Annotated in this window: 18 protein-coding genes; 7 read left to right on the top strand and 11 right to left on the bottom strand. The window is 61.9% G+C overall.

All coding sequences use genetic code 11. The features are described from left to right. Window positions 1–32 precede the first annotated feature (32 nt). The gene (locus tag DP106_RS08000; RefSeq protein ID WP_120084568.1) at window positions 33–1,091 is read left to right on the top strand and encodes an Mrp/NBP35 family ATP-binding protein; all 1,059 of its coding nucleotides are present in this window, start codon (window positions 33–35) and stop codon (window positions 1,089–1,091) included. On the opposite strand, the gene DP106_RS07995 is transcribed toward DP106_RS08000, so the two are convergent. The 5 genes from DP106_RS07995 to DP106_RS07975 all read right to left on the bottom strand — a co-directional run bounded on the left by DP106_RS07995 (window position 1,092) and on the right by DP106_RS07975 (window position 6,999). Further along, complete coding sequence (locus DP106_RS07995) at window positions 1,092–1,991, bottom strand: hypothetical protein (protein WP_120084567.1); 900 nt, start codon at window positions 1,989–1,991, stop codon at window positions 1,092–1,094. A 75-nt stretch (window positions 1,992–2,066) separates the two neighbouring features. Next, window positions 2,067–4,568, bottom strand: coding sequence for a hypothetical protein (locus DP106_RS07990; RefSeq protein WP_120084565.1), 2,502 nt, complete (start codon window positions 4,566–4,568; stop codon window positions 2,067–2,069). 128 nt (window positions 4,569–4,696) lie between these two features. Continuing rightward, complete coding sequence (locus DP106_RS07985) at window positions 4,697–4,903, bottom strand: hypothetical protein (protein ID WP_165857848.1); 207 nt, start codon at window positions 4,901–4,903, stop codon at window positions 4,697–4,699. Window positions 4,904–5,129: 226 nt separating this feature from the next. Then, complete coding sequence (locus DP106_RS07980; protein WP_120084563.1) at window positions 5,130–5,969, bottom strand: MBL fold metallo-hydrolase; 840 nt, start codon at window positions 5,967–5,969, stop codon at window positions 5,130–5,132. A 64-nt stretch (window positions 5,970–6,033) separates the two neighbouring features. Next, window positions 6,034–6,999, bottom strand: a complete 966-nt coding sequence (locus tag DP106_RS07975; protein WP_120084562.1) for a C-terminal binding protein — start codon at window positions 6,997–6,999, stop codon at window positions 6,034–6,036. A 266-nt stretch (window positions 7,000–7,265) separates the two neighbouring features. On the opposite strand from DP106_RS07975, the gene DP106_RS07970 reads away from it, so the two are divergent. Continuing rightward, on the top strand, window positions 7,266–9,047 hold the full coding sequence (locus DP106_RS07970) for a sensor histidine kinase (protein ID WP_120084561.1): 1,782 nt from the start codon (window positions 7,266–7,268) through the stop codon (window positions 9,045–9,047). A gap of 26 nt (window positions 9,048–9,073) precedes the next feature. Here DP106_RS07970 and dph2 read toward each other — a convergent pair whose 3' ends face one another. From dph2 to DP106_RS07955, 3 genes are all read right to left on the bottom strand, one after another. Further along, window positions 9,074–10,132, bottom strand: coding sequence for a diphthamide biosynthesis enzyme Dph2 (gene dph2, locus DP106_RS07965; RefSeq protein ID WP_120084559.1), 1,059 nt, complete (start codon window positions 10,130–10,132; stop codon window positions 9,074–9,076). A gap of 102 nt (window positions 10,133–10,234) precedes the next feature. Next, window positions 10,235–12,712: a DUF2309 domain-containing protein gene (locus DP106_RS07960; protein WP_120084558.1), complete on the bottom strand. Its 2,478-nt coding sequence runs from the start codon at window positions 12,710–12,712 to the stop codon at window positions 10,235–10,237. Continuing rightward, window positions 12,702–14,195 carry a proton-conducting transporter transmembrane domain-containing protein gene (locus DP106_RS07955; RefSeq protein WP_120084557.1) on the bottom strand — a complete coding sequence of 498 codons (1,494 nt, stop codon included), beginning with the start codon at window positions 14,193–14,195 and terminating at the stop codon, window positions 12,702–12,704. Before DP106_RS07955 ends, DP106_RS07960 begins: the two co-directional genes overlap by 11 nt. Before the next feature lie 469 nt (window positions 14,196–14,664). Here DP106_RS07955 and DP106_RS07950 point away from each other — a divergent pair, with 469 nt between their 5' ends. After that, a complete protein-coding gene (locus tag DP106_RS07950) occupies window positions 14,665–15,681 on the top strand; it encodes an amidohydrolase family protein (RefSeq protein WP_120084556.1) in 1,017 nt (338 codons plus the stop codon). A gap of 27 nt (window positions 15,682–15,708) precedes the next feature. Here the strand turns inward: DP106_RS07950 and DP106_RS07945 are convergent, their stop codons facing one another. Further along, window positions 15,709–16,173 carry an Lrp/AsnC family transcriptional regulator gene (locus DP106_RS07945; protein WP_120084555.1) on the bottom strand — a complete coding sequence of 155 codons (465 nt, stop codon included), beginning with the start codon at window positions 16,171–16,173 and terminating at the stop codon, window positions 15,709–15,711. A gap of 126 nt (window positions 16,174–16,299) precedes the next feature. On the opposite strand from DP106_RS07945, the gene DP106_RS07940 reads away from it, so the two are divergent. The 3 genes from DP106_RS07940 (at window position 16,300) to DP106_RS07930 (ending at window position 18,332) form a co-directional block, all read left to right on the top strand. Next, a complete protein-coding gene (locus DP106_RS07940; protein ID WP_120084553.1) occupies window positions 16,300–16,956 on the top strand; it encodes an alpha/beta hydrolase in 657 nt (218 codons plus the stop codon). 142 nt (window positions 16,957–17,098) lie between these two features. Continuing rightward, window positions 17,099–17,881, top strand: a complete 783-nt coding sequence (locus tag DP106_RS07935) for a TSUP family transporter (RefSeq protein ID WP_120084552.1) — start codon at window positions 17,099–17,101, stop codon at window positions 17,879–17,881. A 76-nt stretch (window positions 17,882–17,957) separates the two neighbouring features. Next, complete coding sequence (locus DP106_RS07930; RefSeq protein ID WP_120084551.1) at window positions 17,958–18,332, top strand: YlbF family regulator; 375 nt, start codon at window positions 17,958–17,960, stop codon at window positions 18,330–18,332. A 307-nt stretch (window positions 18,333–18,639) separates the two neighbouring features. Here DP106_RS07930 and DP106_RS16395 read toward each other — a convergent pair whose 3' ends face one another. After that, window positions 18,640–18,768, bottom strand: coding sequence for a hypothetical protein (locus tag DP106_RS16395; protein ID WP_276310070.1), 129 nt, complete (start codon window positions 18,766–18,768; stop codon window positions 18,640–18,642). A gap of 136 nt (window positions 18,769–18,904) precedes the next feature. Continuing rightward, entirely contained in the window at window positions 18,905–19,885 is a 981-nt protein-coding gene (locus DP106_RS07920; RefSeq protein ID WP_120084549.1) for an FKBP-type peptidyl-prolyl cis-trans isomerase, read from the bottom strand. 133 nt (window positions 19,886–20,018) lie between these two features. Here DP106_RS07920 and cyaB point away from each other — a divergent pair, with 133 nt between their 5' ends. Then, window positions 20,019–20,564, top strand: a complete 546-nt coding sequence (gene cyaB / locus DP106_RS07915; RefSeq protein ID WP_120084547.1) for a class IV adenylate cyclase — start codon at window positions 20,019–20,021, stop codon at window positions 20,562–20,564. The last annotated feature ends 70 nt before the right edge of the window (window positions 20,565–20,634 follow it).

Genomic DNA, 20,634 nt, shown 5'->3' with positions numbered 1-20,634 from the left:
CCCTTATTCAACGGACTCGCCGACCTATCAGTATGAACCCCGATGAGGTGCGGTCGCGGCTGTCGAGCGTCGAGGATCCGGATCTCGACGACGATATCATCTCGCTTGGCTTGGTCAACGCGATCGACGTTGACGCCGAGACGATCCGGCTCTCGCTTGCGCTCGGTGCCCCGTATGCCCCCAATGAATCACAGATCGCCGACAGGGTGCGGGCCGCCGTTGCCGACATCGACCGCGAGATCGAGTTGACCGCGGCGATGCCGCCGGGGCTCCACACCGACGAGGAGGTACTCCCCAATATTCAAAATATCATCGCTGTCGCCTCCGGGAAGGGCGGTGTCGGGAAATCAACGGTCTCGGTGAACCTCGCTGCTGGCCTCGCCAAGCGCGGCGCGAGAGTCGGGCTGTTCGATACCGATATCTACGGGCCGAATGTCCCCCGCATGGTTGACAGCGAGGACGCCCCGGAGGCAACCGACGACAAGACGCTGATCCCCCCCGAGCAGTACGGCCTCAAGCTGATGAGCATGGATTTCCTTGTCGGCCCCGATGATCCGGTGATCTGGCGTGGGCCGATGGTACACAAGATGCTGACCCAACTGGTCGAGGATGTCGAATGGGGCCAGCTTGATTATCTCGTCGTCGACCTGCCGCCGGGAACGGGTGATACACAGCTCACAGTTCTTCAAACGCTGCCACTAACGGGGGCTGTGATCGTCACGACACCACAGGAGGTGGCGATTGACGACGCCGTCAAGGGGTTACGCATGTTCGGCGAGCACGAAACGCCGGTGTTGGGGATCGTCGAAAACATGTCGTCGTTCCGGTGTCCTGACTGTGGCGGCAGTCACGATATCTTCGGCAGCGGCGGCGGCAAGGAGTTTGCCGACGAGGAAAATCTCCCCTTCCTTGGGGCGATCCCACTCGATCCGGCGATCCGAGCCGGCGGCGACGGCGGCGAGCCGATCGTCCGATCGGATGGCGAGACAGCAACCGCGTTCCAAGCGATGACCAAACGTGTCGCCAACAATATCGGTATCGTTCGGCGACAACAGGCCAACACGCACGCGAAAACGACGCCGGAACAGTAGTTACCCGACCTGTAAGGCGGTCTCGGTAGCGGGCTCGGTGAGCAGTGTTTTGATCGCATCGGCCTCGCTGTCGGCCTCAACCGTGTTTTCCATCAGCACCGTTTCACTCGGGAACAGGTGCTCGCCGAGCACGAGGCCGTGCTCTCTGGCTGTCGACCCGGTGACCGTTAGGTAGACCCCAAGGCCGGCCTCTGTGATCGCGGCTTCCTCCTCGGCGGCGTCGCTCGGATAGACGAACTCGACACCATCGGTCGCTCGCGTTCCAAGAACAGCCTCAACGAGGCGTTCGTACCGCGGCGAGATGCACAGCGGCCCCTCGTAGTCGGCAACAAACTCACGGTCAAGTGTTGCCGTCCCGCCGATGACTCCGGGTGTTGCCAACAGCGTATGATAGACAGTATCGCCGAGGCCGGTGACGACGGCGACATCGGTGTCATGTGGATCGATGCGTGCGTTGATCTCAGCAAGTGAGCCAACACCCGCTTTCCGGAGTTCGACGACCTCTTCGAGCACCAGATCCGCGCTGTCGAAGCCGAGAGCGAACTCATGGGTTCGCAGCGCCCGAAACGGCTCCTCGCGGCCGATCAGCCGAAGGTCGATCCCATCGAGTGCGACGGTGAGGCTATCGAAAACCACTCGCCGGGGGAACCCCTCTCGGTCGTCACGCAGCAGCGTATACTCCGGGGTGTGGGGGGAATCTGTCTCGCTGTAGTCGGCCAACCGTTCGTAGGGGCCCGCGTCGGCCGTTTTCGTGCCTTTGGTGAGGGCCTTCTCGTAGCGCAGCGTGGAGATGATGCTGTCTGCGAGGGCGTCGACATCGGCTACGGCAGCGATGCGTTCGAGCACCGCCTCCAGCGGCCGGCCTTTTCTGGGGACGGCAACCGGGATCGTCGCGGTCATTAGCTCAACACTTGTCGTCCCCGACTAAACGGATTCCGTTTTCGCGGCCAACAAACGATTCAACGCGACCGAGGCTTAGCTGTCGTCGCCAACGCCGCCGAAGGCAGAACTGAGGCCTTCACGGAACTGTTCGAGGGTTTCGACCCCATCTTCGACATCGTCGATCCGGGCTTCGATGGCGGCGATGTCGTCTTCGTCGGCGGCGGCATCCACCAGCCGTTCGACCTCGCCGAGCGTCTCTCGGAGCGAGTCGATGTCCGCGCCAAGCTCAGCCTCGACCGAGTCGAGTTGGGCACCGAGCTCGTCGATCTCAGCTTGACTGTCGACAACGGCATCATCAAGGGCGGCAACCGAGTCCTCAAGCGTCTCGACTGTTCCCTCGATGTCGGTGACGCTGTCGTCGACGGTGTCAATCGTAGTGGTAAGGGAGTCAACCTCGTCGACGACGGCATCGATCTCCGAGACAGCATCGTCAAGCTCGTCTTCGACCGCATCGACGGCGGCCTCGGCGTCGGTGGCCGTCGCGTGAGCCGTGTCGGCTGTCTCCGCCGCCTCGGTTGCGGTGTCGTCGGTCTCGTCCAGTCGCTCATCGAGGACGGTGATGTCGGACTCGATATCGTCGAGGCTTCGCTCGTGGCTGTCGACCGTCTCCGAGAGGGTTGTAAGCTCATCAGTTGTCGTCTCAACCTCGGTCTCAAGCGAGTCAACCGAGGCTTCAAGCGCCTCACGATCGGCGGTGTCGGCCGCCAGCTCCTCTTCTATCGTCCCGACAGTCGCTGAGAGCCCGTCGACATCGTCGCGGAGGTCATCAAGGATGTCGTCGCTCGTCCCGCGGTCATCGATGAACGCCTCAAGGGCGTCGGTGTAGGCGGCCAGATCCTCAACCTGTGATTGGAGGCGTTCGATCCGCACCTCCGCGCTCCGGGGGAGCCCTAATCCGAGTTCGGATTTGATCGTTGAACGATCCGCCTCGGAGATCGTTCCTTCACGGAGTTCCGCAGCAAGGGCTGCGGCGATCCCCTCAGGGGTGTCGGTGGTCGCCGCGGTTGTTGGCTCGGTGTCAGTTGTCGCTGCAACAGGCTCGTCGTCGGGATGAGAATCAGAATCAGGTGTCATAGCGTCCTCCTCAACGGCATCGTCGTTGTCGGCGGTCACTGCGGGCTCGGCACCGTCATCGGCAGTTTTCTCCGTGTCGACACCGTCGGCGTCGTCGACAGCTGCCGCAATCGATTCAGCACCGTCATCGGTGGGTTCGGTATCCGGTTCGGAAGCGACGTCGAGATCGGCGGCCGTCTCAACGTCGTCGGCGTGACGATCCGTTTTATCGTCGATCGAATCCTTGTCGTCGGCGTCCGCGTCAGTCACCGACGTGGTGTCCCGAATGGGAGCATCGGTGTCATCGGCATCCTCGGCGGCGGCAACCGGCTGTTCGTTATCGGCATCATCAAATGGCGATCCGTCGTCAGGCGCTGTTGGGTCGGCTGGCGCCGCGTCGTCAGCCGACATTTCGTCGGCGACAGCGGATTCCGCGTCATCGACCGCCTCCGAGTCAGCCTCCACAGCGGCCGTCTCGTCGGCTACTGACTCACTCTCGGCGGGTGACGCATCACCGTCGGTCGCGTCAGGGCCGGTTTCGGTTCCCCACTCGTCGTCTTCGGTCGAATCGCTGTCAGCATCGGGCCCGGTTGCTGGCCCCCACTCGTCGTCGGTCTCGGTTGGATCGGCGTCGATATCAACACCATCAATCGGGTCGATATCGGGATCGTCATCGGCGGCGTCGTTACCGGCAGCTTCCGGTTCGGTGGCGTCGTCAGCGGCTGCTGAGTCGCTATCGATGGGCTCGATGTCACCGGTGTCGGATCCATCGTCGTTGGCTGCTGGTGGGTCGCTTGCGGACTCGTCGGTACCGACACCGTCGTCGGTCGGCGGCCCCGCGTCAACGGGGTCATCGGCAACGTCGGGCGATGGTATGTCGTCCACCGCCTCCTCGCTGTCGCTGCCGTCATCATCGGTGTGGCTGCTCTCGGTCGCGTCTGCGGGTGGTGTTTCAGGGTCGACATCCGACTCGCTGGGATCGGTGGGGCCATCGAGCGGGGAATCGCTGGCGTCTGCACCGGGGAGTGAGGAGCGTTCACCGGCCAGCACGTCACGGATGAGTTGACTGTTGTCTGGGCCAAGCACCCCCTCAATATCGTTGGGGTCGTCCCCAGCGGTGGCGACCTCTTTGATCGTGGGTTCGGTCAGGAACTGCTGCAGTTCTTCGGGGTTGTCAGTCCGGATGCCGTAGACGGTTTCGATCGTCTCGTTTGGGTCGAGGGGTTGTTCGAACTCGACCCGATGGTTCTTGTAGGCCGTCCACGCGTCGCTGTGGTAGTCAGGATGGAAGCCGACCCGCTCCATCGGGAAGGAACTCGGGATCTGGTCGGTGAGTCGAACATGGATCGGCACATCCGTGTTCGACGTGAGTGTAAACGCGACGGCTGGGACGGGGAACTCCTCGGCCGTGACGGTCTTCTCAACGACAACGCCGTCGTTGGACACCGTCACGAGGTCATCCGTGTCTGGCCCCTGGCTCATAAAAAGGACTACTCAACCAGTGACTTAAAATATGCGGGCTGGTGGACGGTCACACACCGCCGATGCCCGGCAACGCCCACCGTCAGCGACTGCCACGCAAATGTCGTCGACCGGGGCGGTAAGAGGGTCTATCGGTATTCTTCGACAGCCACCGTCGCGGGGTTGGCTGCGTCGCGGCGTGCCCGTCGTTCGGCCGATTGCTCCATGCGACGGCGGTAGGCAGTCTGCTGTCGCATCGCCTGGCGGCGACACCGCTCTCGGGTCATCCAGTCGTTGCGGTCTTTGTCAGTCGTCTCCGGATCCCAGAACCACACCGGGAAGTCGTAGTCAGTCATCATTGTGTTGTTCTCCGTACTGTTACACAGCGCTCGTTGTGCTGTCTGCGCTGCTACTTCGAATATACATATGTTTGCTACAGAGTTAACTGTTGGTGTGCGAATCGAAATGCCATTATATGTGTATATACACGCCGGTGTTTTCCTTTAATCTGTACGAACAGCCTTCTACAACACACAAACGAGTGGGGTAACAGTAAGCCGGCAGTTGGGCGATCTACTCTCGTTACAACTCGACGCGGTCACCGACCTCGACGATCTCCAACGCTTGGGGATACCCATAGGACGCAGCGTGGTGGTGGAGCACAGTTGGATCGGCGGTCATCCCTTTCCACATATCCCAGTGGGTTGGCAGCAATCGATCGAGTTGGAGATCCGACGCCGATTTGATCGTCTCGTTTTCGGTCGCATACCACTTCGTTCGTCCCGGCTCGCGGGTCTCCTTGTCAGGGATATTGCCGATCGCCCCGAAGGCGAGCATCCCGAGATCGATATCGTACTCCTCGCCAAGATCGGCGAAATTGTCGGCGGGCTTGCTGTCGCCGGCATGGAAGATCGTTCCCGACTCATGTTGGATCATGTAGCCGACCGGGTGGGTCGAATCGGCGTCCTGTGTTTCAACGACATCGATCGTGAACTCGCCGACCTCGATACGGTCACCCTCTGTGACCTCGGTGAACTGTGACTCGGTGATGTCGTAGCTGTCGAGCCAATTCTCGTCGTCAAAGGCGACCGCGAGGCTGTCATCGGGGCCATAAAACTCCGCGCCTGTCCGTTCGAGAATCGGCCCCTGACTCGGGCCGTGGGTGTGGTCGGTGTGCTCGTGCGTTGCCAACACGGCATCGGCTTCGGACGCCGGCACATCCTCGGGATCGAACGGCACCGGGATCATCCGGATCGTCCGCGGCGGATCACCCAGCCCGACGTAGGGATCGATCCAGATCGTTGTGCCCTCACTGCCTTTGATCACAAAGCCATTGCAGCCGAGATACCAGACGGCGACGGTCTCGGGGTCGGCGTCGGCGACGGCGGTCGGCAACCAATCGCCCCAATCGCTGACTGTCATATGCGGGTATGCGACCCGGTTGGTTCTAAACGTTGCCGTCGCGGTCAGAGCCGAGGCGACGCAGCTACAGCCAGTCGGCCTCGGGATCGATGTAGCCTGCTGGTTCCTCGCCGTCGAAAACCGAGCGGATATCGTGACCGATGTGTTCGTTGAGATCTGTCAGCGACTCCTCGGAGTAGAAGGCGGTATGCGGCGTCAGGATGACATCGTCGCGGTCGGCCAGCGACGAGTCTGTCAACGGCTCGTCTTCGAGGACATCGAGCCCGGCAGCGGCGATCTCGTCGTTTTCAAGCGCCCACACAAGGGCGTCCTCTTTGACGATCGGGCCACGGCCAACGTTGACGAGGACAGCAGTCTCGCTCATCTTGCGGAACGCATCGCGGTCGAAGAGGTGGCGGGTATCATCGGTCAGCGGCGCGTGCACCGAGACGTGATCCGCTGTTTCGAGCAGTTCGTCGAGCGGCACCTTCTCGACGCCGAGGGCTGCCATCTCGTCGGCCTCAACGTACGGATCGGCGGCGACGATGTCGCAGTTGAACCCGGCAAGCTTCTCGGCGGTCGCCTTGGCGAGTTGGCCAAACGAGAGGAAGCCAACGGTTTCGCCGGTGAGGCGATGGATCGGCGCGCCATCCGCCCAATCCCAGCGGCCGCCTTTGACCGACCGATCGTAGACGTTGAGTCGCCGGATCGAGGCCAACAGCAACGAGACCGCATGTGTCGAGACCTCCTCGCGGCAGTAATCAGGCACATTGACGACGGTGACGCCGTGGTCGGCTGCGGCTGGGATATCAACGCCGTCGACGCCGACGCCTGCGCGAGCGACGATCTCCAGATTCTCACAGGCTTCGAAGACCGCGGCCGGAACATCGGTCTGGACATCGACAACAAGGGCCGTGGCATCGGCTGCTGTCTCGGTGATATCCTCAGTCGTCTGCAGGTCAGCGACCTCGACTGTCACGTCATCGCCGAGTACGTGACGCAGGGCGTCAGCGCGGATCATCGGATCGTCGTTGACAACAACAGTTTGCATACACACGTGTTCGGCTTGCAGGCATATGAACTGTTAGCTTGGTTCTCAGTGTGTGGGGTCACCCGGTGAGACTGAGAGATGCGAGACACACCGATCACAGCGGCCGTTTTCAAGACCATCCGGTGTACACCCGACAGTTACGCAATGGGCTGAGGACGCTTGCCGGAGTATGCGGTGTAAAATTTGAACAGCAAATGTATATTTCTTAACTATTCAATACTATTTTGATTGTTCAGCTGGAATAACTGCACAGCAGTCGCGCAAGTATGACGTTTCAACTGCAACCGGAGGTGCCCGTCTTCGTGGGGATCCTGCTGGTCGCGGCGTCGCTGCTGGTCTACTCGCTCCGGCAGTATCATCGACGCGGACGGACACCGGAGCTTCGCGCCTTCATCGTGCTCTTGTTTGTGATCTGTGTGTGGCAACTCACGGCCATCTTCATCAATGTTGTAACTGTCCCGGCTCTCATCTTTGCGGGGAATAATTTCGGCAATGTCGTTCTTGTTCCCGGGCTGTTCTATTCGGTGGCGTGGTTTGCGCTGGCATATACAGAAAACACCCGCTGGGTAAACCGAAAGACAGCAGGGGTTGCAGTAGCGACGATTGGAGTTCTTGCGACAGCCGTGCTGTTCAACCCAACGGTCATGATTGCACACGATGGGCTTACCACCCAAGGGCCGATGACGATCGCTGGGGTCACCTTTTCGGAGTGGGTGGTTCTCGATCTCACGCTCAAACCGGCATTTCGGGGCCTTCAACTGTACGGATACGTACTGATGATCGGAAGTGGTGGAGTTGTCGTTCGGTATCTTCTGGCCAATCGAGGCGATATATACCGCGGACAAGCAGTTGCCCTTGCGGTCGGTATCGGCGCGATACTAGGCGTCAACTCGTTACTCTTTGCGGGACTTCTCCCACCAGAGTGGAATCTCACACATGTCTCCTTTGGCGTTACCGCTGTCGCATTCGCGGTCGCGATATTTCGGTATCGACTGCTTGCAGTCGCCCCTATCGGGCGGAAACAGCTTGTCGAACAGTTGGCTGATCCGGTGGTCATGCTCGACGACCACCAGCGCGTCGTCGACTGCAATCCCGCGGCGCGAGAGTTGGTCGACGCCCCAGCAGGGTGGCGTGGGATGGCCGCAGCAAGGTTTTTTGCACCGTTTCCCGAGCCAGTCGACTGGTTTACCACAGCTGGATCAGGCGAGACAACGCTCTCGAAAGCCGGGACAGAACGGACATTTACCGTCGACAGCATGCCGATCGAAGACGGAACCAACACAGAGACCGGACAACTGATACGACTCCACGAGATCACCGAACGCAAGGCGCGTGAACAACAGCTCCGCGAGCAAAACGAGCATCTCGACGAGTTCGCCAGCATCGTCTCCCATGACCTCCGGAGCCCACTCAACGTGGCGAAAGGCCGACTCAAGATCGCCGGCTGGGCGTCCGACAGCGAGGAGATCGAGGACGCCCAGGCGGCGTTGACACGGATGGAGTCGATGATCGATGATCTGCTCACGATGGCCCGAACGAATCAGACGATCGACGCAACCGGGCCGGTCGGCCTTGCGGCAGCGGCCCGGACAGCGTGGACGTACAGCGATGTTGATGAGTGTACACTTCGGGTGTCCGTCCCTGCGGACATCGAGATTGCAGCCGACCGTGATCGGTTGGTACAGGTTTTCGAGAATCTCTATGTAAACGCCGCCGAACATAATGAGACACCGGTTACGGTGCGTGTGGGCGTGCTTGGCGATGGCGAGTTGGCCTCCGATGCCGGGCAGCGATCCGGCTTCTATGTGGCCGATGATGGCACCGGGATCGACGCGACCAACCACGACGACGTATTCGAAAGCGGCTACACCGCTGCGAGCGGTGGCACCGGCTTCGGGCTGGCGATCGTACAGGATATTGTCACCGCCCACAACTGGGAGATCACCGTGACCGACAGCAACGACGGTGGGGCCAGATTCGAGATCACCGGAGTTCGGTCTGCTGTTGACGACAAAGCGCAAAGCGAGAGAGAAGTATCACAGGAGTAATCGGTCGCTGACGACCGCCGACCGCCTCACCACGTGCCGTGGAACGTGTCGAATTCGAGTTCGTCCAGCGGTTTGTTGCCCATAGCGATCTCGTACTCGCCGGGGGTCACCATCGGCTTGTGGAACTGCGGGCCGTCGTCGGTTGTGATCCGCGGACAGCCGGTGTTGACGAAGGCATCCATATCGAAGTTCAACAGGCGGTCAGGGGTGACCTCGTCCATCGTGATCAGGTAGGCGTTCTCGTTGTTCTCGAGGATCTCCTCGGCTTTCTCCCAGCGACCTTGCCCGATCTTGGTACAGAAAATGACACCCCACTTCTCGGCGTCCATCGCCTTGTGAACGGTCGCATACCGCTCTTTGAGGAACTGGTCGGGATCGGCGATCGTCACCACGTTGTTGACGGGGTCGCCGATGACAACATGTTTGTCCTGATGTTCCATCGCCAGCCCCATCGGGTGGAACTTCCCGCCACCGACGTAGAGGATCTGGTCGGCGTCGATATCGGCGGACGCGTAGTTACAGCCGAGTACCTGTCCCTCGTAGGTCAGGCGGTCGTCACCCTTGCGGGTATGTACCTCATAGCCGCGTTCCTCCAGCCATTCGACCATCTCGCCGAAGCGGTTCATGTGCTGGGCGGTCGTCACGAGACCGACTGCGGGGTCGTCGTCGGGATCGGGGAGTTCGTCCAGCGAGTCTTCGAGAATCGGGAAGGGATCGACGTTGGAGAACAGCGGGACATAGATGATCTGATCGGACTCCTTCATCGGGGAGTGCCCGAAGTGAACAAACACGTCCGTCCGGCGCATGAGATAGGTATCGAGATCACAAGCTCCGTAACACGGTTGGCCCGAAAGGAGGATCGTCACATCGTCGTCAACGACTTCCCGGAGATCGTCGGCGACAGCTGGGCCGCGGCGCTTGAGGCCCTCGGGGAACTGGAGGCCGACCTTCTCGGCATCGCGTTCCTCAATCTCGTCGACGATGCGTTCGAGTTCGTAATCCCACTCACGATCGTGGCGGAGATCCATCCCCGTGTTTCGAAGGTCACCCTCGGAGTAGCCATCGTCGCTGGCGTCGTGGCTCATTACAGTCTCATATCTGTCGAAGCCGTATAACCACGGCGTTATCGCTACACTGTCACGATCATTTCATCGCCGGTGGCCACCGACAAAAGCAGGTTGGCACCGTTAGTCGTCAGCAGCAGCCGTTGGCGTCGCCGGGTCGGCCTCATCGGCAGTCGGGTCGATCTCTGTGCCGCTTGTCCACGATAGGTCGCCGTCGTAGTGGAAGGCGTCGTGCTCGCGGGTTGGATCGACGACCGTCAACGACAGCCAGCTGTTGTCCAGCAGGGTTGTGAGCTCCTCGTGGTCGGCAAGGATGTCGGTGACATTGGCAACCGGCGCGTGAACGACCGTCGAGAGACGGAGCGGCTGGTGGTATGGCTCGTCGGGCCCGGCAGCCACCGACTGCAGCGGGAGCCCGGCGAGAAGATCGCCGCCGTTGCCCTGGTAGACACCGACGTTGCCGACAGGGTTGTGGGTGATCTTCGAGCCGCTGCCGTAGACGCCGGAATCGACCGTCGAGAAGTAATACTGGCTGTTGATCCACTGGGTGACGACCATCGGCCCCGTGAGGATCGCTTCGAGGGCGTCGCCATCAGGGTCGGTCGTGTGGTCGTAGGAGTGAAGAAACGCACGACCGTCAAGATCAACATCCGCGGTGAGTTCCCGCGGCCCGATGACGAAGGCGGCGTTGCCGGCCAACCCCCACTCGGGGCGGGTCTCGGCCCAGTCGGCCGCGCGGCGTTCAGTTTCGCCGACGCCATCGGTGGTGTCAGCAGCCATCGTGTCGGCGCGTTCGGCGGTCGCGGCTTCGCGGGCCGTCCGGAGATCCACGCGGAGCTGCTGGAGTTCGTCGGCGTGGCTTGCAGGCACGTCGCCGTCATACAGTTCGATCTCGTCGGTCGTGGTGGTGTGTTCGCCGGCCACAAAGACGGTGTCATCCGGGATCTCATGGCCTTGCTCGCGGAGTGTAGCCTGTACCTCGTCGTCGTTGCAGATCGCTGCCAGAACGCGGGCGTTCGGCCCGCCGGGGTTGCCCGCACAGGCCCCACAGTCCAGCCCCGACTCGTATGAGTTGTTCACCGTCTCGCTGGCGTGGCCGACGAAGGCAACCACGCGGCCGAACGTCTCGATGCCCATCAGATCGAAGGCCGTGGCGGCGTACTCAACCTTTTCGTCGGCGGTCAGCCCGACCGGGAGGTCGCCGGCGTAGGTGTGTTGGTGGTGCACCATCGGCTCGCAGAACTCGTGGGTGTCGGGTTCGGCGTCGTCGACGGCATCCAAGAGATCATGGACACGCCCGGGGACGAGCGTGCGCGCCGCTAAGGCGAGGCCGTAGCCGCTGCCGGCGCTCTCAACGTATCCGTAGGCACTCGCCGCGTTAGCTCTGAGCGTCTCGATGGCCTCCGCAGCGGCCGCTTTGATGCCCGCCAAGCGGTCGTAGGTGGCTTGGGTCTCGTCGTCGGTTGGAAGCTCGGTGATCCGGTGTTGTGGATCGAGAATCGGCGGACAGGCATCGACCGACACGTCTGCGTCATAGCCGTCGTACTCGATCGGGACGCCGAAGAATCCGGCGTAGCCGTGGGTTTCGTAGTTCCCGGTCGCCTCGATGTGACGACGGATGATCTCCGAGCGTGTGTCGATACAGAAGGTCAGCTGTGCATCCGGGCGGGCTGAAGACGCCCCCTCGGCGGCCGCCCCGTTCTCAGCGGCCGTCTCGCTGTCGTCGGCCGCCGTGCTGTCGCCGATCTGCTTGCTCGCGCTTTCGGCGGCGACAACATCAGCCAGCTCATCGCGGTAGGTCGCCTCCCACGCGCTCAAAAACGCCGCGGCGATCTCGTCGACAGCGTCAGGTGTCGGTTCAGTATCTGATGGCTCAATGTCGACACCGAAGCCGTCCAGCAACGACAGCCGTACCGCGAGGTAGCCCGCAAGCGTGATCGGGTACGCCGACTGCCACTCGCCGTCGTCGGTAGCCCGTTGCTTGATAAAACCCGTCCAGCCAGGCAACGCGGCCAGCTGTTCCTCGATGATCGACTCCCACTGGTGCTCTGGGTGTGAGTCAACCACAGCCTCGATGGCCGCTGTCGGCGAGGCCGGCAGGTCGGCAACGACGCCGTTGTTTGGGATCTCGCCGTCGTGGTCGGCCAGCCCGCGGAAGGCGGTATAAAAGCCCGCCTCGCGGTTCGGCATCGACCAGTGTGACCGGCCCTCGTCGAGAAAGGCCGCCAGCCACTTGGTGAGAACCGCATCAACACGGTCGATATCATCGTTGGTGGCGGTGTCGGAATCGGTGTTGGTGTCGGCGTCGGCCAACCGGTCGAGCAGTGTGTCTGGCTTGGCCTCGTAGCCACGCGATGCAAGTTCTGACCGGAGGATCGCAGTGTCGATCTGACCGCAATCGAGTGCTGTCCGGAACGTCTCCGCGCTGGGGTAGCCGCGGCCACCCAACAGATCGGTCGCCTGCGCGACTGCCTCTTCGAAGGGTTGGTCTTCAAACCCCGACAACGGGTTGGCTGTCACAAACGAGTGGATTGGCCAGAGGGAGCCGACCGTGGTTGCCGCGGCGTCGATACTGTCATCGATCGTGGATTCAGTACTCATTGTAGTCCTCCGTGGTCGTCAGCAGCGTGTCAGCAACCGGTTGGCTCAGATTCAGCAGTGCCACATAGAGACGGCCGCTCTCCTCGTGAACCCCCGTCTCGATGGCGAGGTACGTGCCGACAAAGACAACGGCGATCGCGCCATGCAGGAGGGTCAACTCGGTTGTCGCCGTGACCACCGGGAGATCGGCCAACAGGAATGAGATCGCCTCATAGGCCGCACCGTAGACGATGATCGCCGGGAAGAAGACCAACGGAACGGCCCCGTAGCGAAGCGTCGCCGGGAGCGTGGTGTGTTTGACCGCGCTACGGGCTGCATGCAACGTCGCAAACGTCACAAAGAACGTCAGCAGGATGCCGCCGTTGGCGAGCGTGCCCTTGCCGGTGAGAACCGCAAAGAGCGCGCCGCCGAGCAGCCCGGTCGCTAGGGTCACGATGATGCTGCCAACGCCGTTGAAGCCGACTGTGTGATCGCTCACCGACTGAGGGGTCGTATGTTCGACCGCCCCGCCGGATGAGAGGAACTGATAGGCTTTGTAGAACCCATGGAGAATGAGGTGGGCGATAGCCGCCGGGAAGAAGCCGAGGCCGGCCTGCATGAGCATAAAGCCCATCTGGCCGACCGTCGAGCAGCCGAGTTGGCCCTTGATATCCGGCTGGACAGATTTCAGAAGCTTCCCGCCGAGCGCGCTGGCCGCGCCGATGGCGACGATCGCAAGCATAACCGTCGGCTCAACCGTGACGACCGGCGCGAACCGCACGAGCAGGACGCCGCCGGCGTTGACAAAGCCGGCATGCATCAGCGCGGAGGCCGGCGTCGGCGCGGTCATCGACGACAACACCCACGTGTGGAAGGGGATCAGTGCCGACTGGATCATCGCCGCCACGACGAGGCCGCCGGCCGCCAACAGGGCGGTTGTCGTCGACAGGCCGCCGACGGCGTCAAGAATCCCGGTCACACTGGTCGCGCCTGTCGCCGACCAAAGGAGTGTGAGACTGAAAGCGACCAAGAGGCTCCCCCCGACGAAGTACCGACGCGCACTCCGGGCAGCCGCCCGCGCCTGCGGCCAACCATCGACGTGGCCGATCAGCTCGGCCATGAGCAGCCCCATCGCCAGCCATGCCGCCGCGAACAGGGCGATGTGGTCGGCGGCGACAACGACCATCACAACTATCGTGAACGCGAAGATACGCACGAAAAACTGCGTTTTGTTCGGGTTGCCGTCCAGATACCGGCGTGAGTAGCTGTGGACAATCCCGCTGAAGAAGGTGACAACCGACCACATGACGACCGTCAGCCCATCGATGGCAACGAGCCCATCAACCGCCCACGCCGGATCGGTTCGAACAAAACCAGCCACAACGGCGAGCGTGCCGAGCCACATCGCCCACACGAACCGGGTAAGGGCGGCCGGCACACGCGATGACGCGGCGTTCGGTTCGGGAAGCGATCCGACTGATCTACGCTGGGTTCCGTCTGTCATGGGTTGGGTCGACCACCCGATCCGTCAGAAACGCCGCCTCTGATGGATGCTGGTCGCATTCGCTCATATATAGAACAAACTGTGCAATAAATCTATTTATTCGATCAAATTGTTCTTAAAACCTATATTATAGAACATTACGGTTTCGCCAGGCGAGCAAATCGGCGGGGCTCACCGTCGACACCGGCGAACTACCGGGTCAACATCGGCGATGGTTGACGGCCGGCCGAAGGTGTGGCATCCTCCGGGGTCGCCCATAGCGGGTCGTTGGCTTGATATCCAACGCCGACACCAGCGGTGTGAGGTCGTCGTCAGCCATCCTGGCCGCCGTGTTTTCGATAGGTCTGATCGAAAAATCGCTTGTATCCCCTTTTACTACCAATCCGTTCGTATCAGATGAATATTTGACCAGAGCGTTCGTTCGTCGGTGGTGGAAACACATATCGGGGCTGAACTGGTGGACTGAGGTATGCAACAGTTTGAGGGGACGATCCTCGCCGGGGAGGGCTTTGGGCCGGTTCGTGGCCGGGTCGTCATCGACGACGGCCAGATTACGGCCGTCGAGGAGACGGCCACGGACTCGACCGATATCGTCCTGCCGGCGTTTGTCAACGCCCACACCCACATCGGCGATTCGGTGGCCAAGGAAGCCGGTGTCGGCCTCTCGTTGGATGCGGCGGTCGCGCCACCGGATAGTGAGAAACACCGGCGACTCGCCGCCGCCAGCCGCAAGGAGCTCATCACAGCGATGCGCCGCACGCTTCAACTCATGGAAGAGACGGGCACGGTGGCACACCTCGATTTCCGGGAGTCAGGTGAGCCGGGCACCGAGGCCCTTCGAACAGCCGCCAGCGAGACAGCAACCGACGCGGTCATCTTCGGCAGCGGCCCGGCGTCAGTCCTCGACCTCGCCGACGGCTACGGAGCCAGCGGCGCGAACGACGACGAGTTTACCGACGAGCGTGCGGCCGCCCGCAAGGCGAACAAACCGTTCGCCATCCACGCCGGTGAGCCGGATGCGACCGACATCCACCCGGCCTTGGACTACGAGCCGGAACTACTGGTTCACATGGTGCATGCCACATCCGAGCATCTCGAACGGGTGGCCGACCAAGCGGTTCCGGTTGCGGTCTGTCCACGCGCGAACGCCGTCCTCGACGTCGGGCGGCCACCGATCCGTGCGTTGCTTGATCACACAACTGTCGCGCTTGGAACCGATAACGTCATGCTCAACTCGCCGTCGATGTTTCGCGAGATGGCGTTTACGGCGAAAACCTACGACGTGAGCGACCGCGAGGTGCTGCGGATGGCGACGCAGGCTGGGGCGGAGATCGCCGATCTCGACTGCGGGGTGATCGAGCCCGGCCGGCGGGCAGCGCTGCTCGTTCTTGACGGGGAATCCGACAATCTTTCCGGAACAGTCAATCCGATCTCGGCTGTCGTCCGTCGGGCAACCGGACGAGATGTCCAAGCGGTCGTCGTCTGATCAGACAGGCTGCACACAGCAGACGAGCTACTTCGAGTCGAACTCGCTGAACGGCGTTGTTGTGTGGCTCCGAACCAGCACCTCGTCGGCGACGGTCAGACCCATATCGAGCAGCTCCTGGGCGACCGGCGTGATATCGCCGTCAGATTCACCGACCGCAGTGACAAGCAAGTTCTTTTCGCCGGTGACCAACTCCTGTACCGAGATGACGCCGTCGATAGCCAAGATATCCGGGATCAGGTCGCCGCGGTCGGCGATCGACGCCGTACAGTAGAGCAACATGCGGAGGGGGTATCCTGACTGCTCGTAGTCGACATCCGCGCTGTAGCCTTTGATCACACCGTCGGCTTCGAGCCGCTGGATACGCTTGCGAACCGTGCTGTCGGCGGTGTCGGTTCGCTCGGCGATGTCGGCCGACGAGAGATTGCGGGCGTCCGCCTGTAAGGCATGGAGGATCGCTTGGTCAACCTCGTCGATGGGTGTCTCGCTCATGGGTGGTGATAAGCCAGTATCCGCAAATAACTTCGCCCCGCGTGGCCGGCGGTGTCGGTGTTGACCGCAGATCGGTGGCATCGATGTTACTCCCGTATTAATGTGGCCCGCCCGGCTTGAGGAACTATGAGCGATCTACCACTCGAACATGTTCATATCGCCCCTGACGACCCGAGCGATGAGCCGGCCCCCGCGGTCTTCGTACTGCACGGCCGCGGTGCCAACGAGGAGGATCTGTTACCCGTCGCCCGATCGCTCCCGGACAGCCTTCATATCGTGAGCCTGCAGGCCCCGAATCGCCTGCAGGGCGGCTACACATGGTACGACCTCGACCTCTCCGGTGGGGGACTCCATCAGAGCCAACCTGACGCGGCTGACTTCGAACGCAGCCGCGAACTGATCACCGAAAGTATCGACGCCGCCGTTGAGGCCTACGGGATCGACGCCGACCACATCGGCCTATTTGGGTTCAGCCAGGGGGCGATCACCAGCCTCTCGCTGCTGCTTGATGCCCCCGACCACTACGAGTGGGTTGTCGCCCTGCATGGCTACCTGCCGGCCTCACACAGCGATGTCGACCCCGCCGGGATCGCCGACACACCGGTGTTGCTCGCGGCTGGCGACGCCGACGAGATCATCCCCGCTACCCGAACAGAGGCCGCTGCCGACCGATTTGCGACGCTGGGGGCGGCCGTCGAGTACGCGAGCTACGCCGGCGGCCACGGGATCGGCCCCGCCGAACACGAGGCTATCGTCGAGTTCGTTACCGCGCAGGTGTCGTAGGGCGGCAAGGCATGCCGCGTGCACAATCGGGGGAGACATATTTCAACTCGGCGCGACTGCTGACTGTGGTGAATCCTCCCGCGCCAGCGACGACAGCAAGACCGACCGCCAGCACTGCGACCATCTCAGTTAGGAGACACCGATGATCGCCAGCTTTTCGCCGTCGTTGCTGGTCATCCTCGTGGTTGTGTTGTTGGTCTCGGGGGCGGTCAACGGCGTAGCCGGCTTTGGGTTTGCGCTCGTCGGCACGATGGCGTTGGCAACGGTGATCGAGCCCGCAACCGCGGTCGTCCTCATGATTATCCCGATCCTGTCGGCGAACGCAACGCTCGTCAGCGAGCTCTCAGCCCCGGAGCTAACCCGTTGTAGCCGGCGGTTTTGGCCGTTGATGCTCGCAGCTCTGGGAGGAACGATCATCGGGATGGCCGTTATCGACCGCCTGCCAAGCGCACCAGTCCGCGTCGGGTTGGGCCTTCTCACGCTGGCGTTCGTGGGCTCCCGGCAGTCGACGCTGCCGCTGCCCTCCCTCGGCGGCGGCAGCGATATCGACCGCGGGGGGACGGTCGGTATGCTCGTTGTCGGTGGCGTCTCCGGGCTGTTGTTCGGCGCGACCAACGTCGGGGTTCAGCTTGTCGCCTACCTCCGGTCGTTTGACCTCTCGCATGGCCTCTTTGTCAGCGTCGTCGCGATGGTGTTTCTCGGGATCAACGCGGTTCGCGTCGTCGCGGCCGGGGCCTTGGGGTTGTATCCGTCGGCGGCGGTCGTCGCGCTCTCGGTGGCGGCGGTCGTTCCCTCTGTGCTCGGCGTTGCGATCGGTCGACGGCTTCGCCGGCGGGTAGACAGTCGTCATCGTGCGATCGCAGTGTTGGGCCTGCTATCGGTCATCGGAGTTCGACTCGTGCTCGGTGGGCTCGGGATCGCCTGACATGGTGGGTTCGATGCTGCAAGCTCCGTGACCACCCGTCCGGCACATTGAAACGAATCGATTACTAACACCGACTATGAGCGTTGAAACCGCGTCACTGGAAGATCTGGGTCGAGAACTCGGCGAGAAGATCGCTGACAGTCCGGAACACACGGCGTTCCGCGAGGCCAGCGAGGCAGTCGAAAACGACGCCGAAACCCAGGAGGCGATCAAGGAGTTTGAGGAGCTTCGCCACCAGTTCATGCTCGATCGAGAGGCCGGGACAGCCGACCGCCAGTCGATGCGTGAGGTGCAGAACGCCCAAGAAGAACTCCACAGCATGCCGCTGATGGAGGAGTATCTCGAAGCCCAAGAGGAGCTCCAGACCAAACTCGAAGCGGTCAACAAGGCGATCTCCGAACCGCTGGCGGTTGATTTCGGCGGCGAGGCCGGCGGCTGCTGTCAGGACTGAGGTCTCAGCACCGGCTGGCTAGTGGTCACGCTACAGTCTTTGCGTTCCGAACCTGCCGAGTGACAACTGCATGCATGTGGTTGCCGGCGACAGCTACACTCCGATCACAAGCCGGAGCTTTAGATACTAATCCGCAACCACCCAGGGTATGCATCTCGCGGTCGCCACCCCTGGTGTGAGTAAACCAGCGGTACGGGCTGCCACGGCAGCCACAAGCGCAGTCATCGTAGACGCAACACGCTGTGGGCGGTTGCCACCGAGCCGGTCACCAACCGAACTGACCGTCTGTGTGCGGTGTTGTGCCGTCTCATTGCATGCCGCCGATCGGGTGCTCGCTGGGGTTCGGCCGCCGGTCACTGATCGGATTCGGCTGCTTGGTGCCAACAGCGTGCCACGGTGGGTTCGACACCGATTCGAGTGTCCAGTTATCGCTCATCGACCATGGCGACAACAGCCACACTCAGTATCTCGTCGCTGAGATCGATTCGACGACTGTTCGATATCGGTGGTAATAAAATATGGTTCAAATACGACGGAACACGGCACCAGCAAAATGGAATCCGCGAGCGAACTTACTCGTCGAGACTTTCGGCAAGTTCGTCGGCGTCGAGGTCGACGTCATCGAGGTCGACATCGTCGAGGGCCTCCTCGACATCGCCGCCACCCATGCCGCCGCCCATCATACCGCCCATGCCGCCCATCATGCCGCCGCCGTCGAGGATCTCCTGGACGATCACGCGGTCAAGGCCGAGTTTGTCGGTGATCTCCTGGGCGATCTGGGTTTTCCCCATCATCCACTGTTGGTTCATCGTCAGCTGCTGAGTCGCCTCGATGTACAGCGTTTCCTTCTCGACGGTCTGGGTTTCCGTCGTCGGCTCGGCATCCTCGTCGTCGACGGCTTCGCCGTCTGCCAGAGACTCCTCCGGAGTCTCGCTGTCCTCATCGGGTTCGACGGTGACCTCCTCGTCGACCTCGTCGGTCTCGATCCAGAGGTCGGGCACCGCCTGGAGGTGCATGCCGAGAATCCCCTCGGCTTGCTGTTCGCGGTCGTCGACGACGGCGGCGATCTCGTAGTCGTATTCGAGCTCTTCGCCGGCCAGTGGATGGTTGAAGTTGACGCGAGCGCGGCCGCCGATGATCGTTTCGATGTGGCCCTGCTGGCGGTCGATCTGTACCGTCGCGCCGGGGTAGCGGTCGTCCTCAGGGATCTTGTCGGCGCTGACCGTCTGGACTTCCTCGGGGTCGTAGTCGCCGAAGCCCTCCTCGGGTGAGACAGTCACACTGTCGCTGTCGCCGACCTCGCTGCCGCGTAGCGACTCATCGACAGATTCGAACACGTGGCCGTCGCCAACGATGATCGTCCGCGGGGTGAAATCGCGGTTCTCCTCGTCGGCGATACCGGCCTCCTCGGCGACCGACTCGTGGGTCGTATCGATAACATCGTCGTCGTCGGTCGTTCGAAGCGTGTAGTCAAGCTCGACGAAATCGCCGTCTTGCAGCCCCTCAGCGTCGGCGTCGTCGGCGTCAGTCGCCTCGGCCTCGTTTTCACTCATACCCCGATACACTGCCGAGGTACCCTTAAGAAGCACGGTTCGAGGCCACGGCGCTGTGCCAACGGCAGGCTGCCCAGACGGCCGAACCTCACAAGCCACAGGAGTTTTTCACCTCCGCGTAGTCGGGACGGCCGTGTACGAAGTCGAACTCAAACTCCGGGTCGACCACGAGTCCCTCCGGGAGGCACTCACGGCCGCGGGGGCCGACCGCGTCGAGTCGCGCCGACAGGTTGATACCTACTATGATGCCCCGCATCGCTCCTTCGCGGAGACGGATGAAGCCCTCCGCATCCGTCGAGAGGAGGAATCCGACGGCGATGCTGTCACAAAACTCACCTACAAGGGGCCGTTGGTTGAGGCAGCCTCAAAAACGCGGGAGGAACACGAAACAGTTGTCGACGACGACGAGGCACTCCAAGGTGTGCTTGCAGGGCTGGGCTTCGAGCCCGCTGCCACCGTCGCAAAAGACCGGACGTACTACAGCTTCGAGGAGTATACCGTCGTCCTCGATGCGGTCGATGGCCTCGGCGAGTTCGCCGAGATCGAACGCGAGGTGCCCGAATCCGAGGTCGAAGCTGCCCGTGAGAACGCGATCGACCTCCTGGAACAACTCGGGCTCGACCCCGACGAGCAGATCCGAACCTCGTATCTTGGGCTGTTGCTTGCTGCCGACGACTAATGTCTCATAGTTATTTTGTGCCGTCGAGAAGTTTCCGCAAGTTATAGCACGACCGATAGCAAAGAGCCGG

It is taken from the genome of Halonotius pteroides (assembly GCF_003605635.1).
Taxonomy (GTDB): domain Archaea; phylum Halobacteriota; class Halobacteria; order Halobacteriales; family Haloferacaceae; genus Halonotius; species Halonotius pteroides.
The sequence above is the reverse complement of the archived record's forward strand: the minus strand, read 5'-3'. Positions and strand labels throughout refer to the sequence as shown.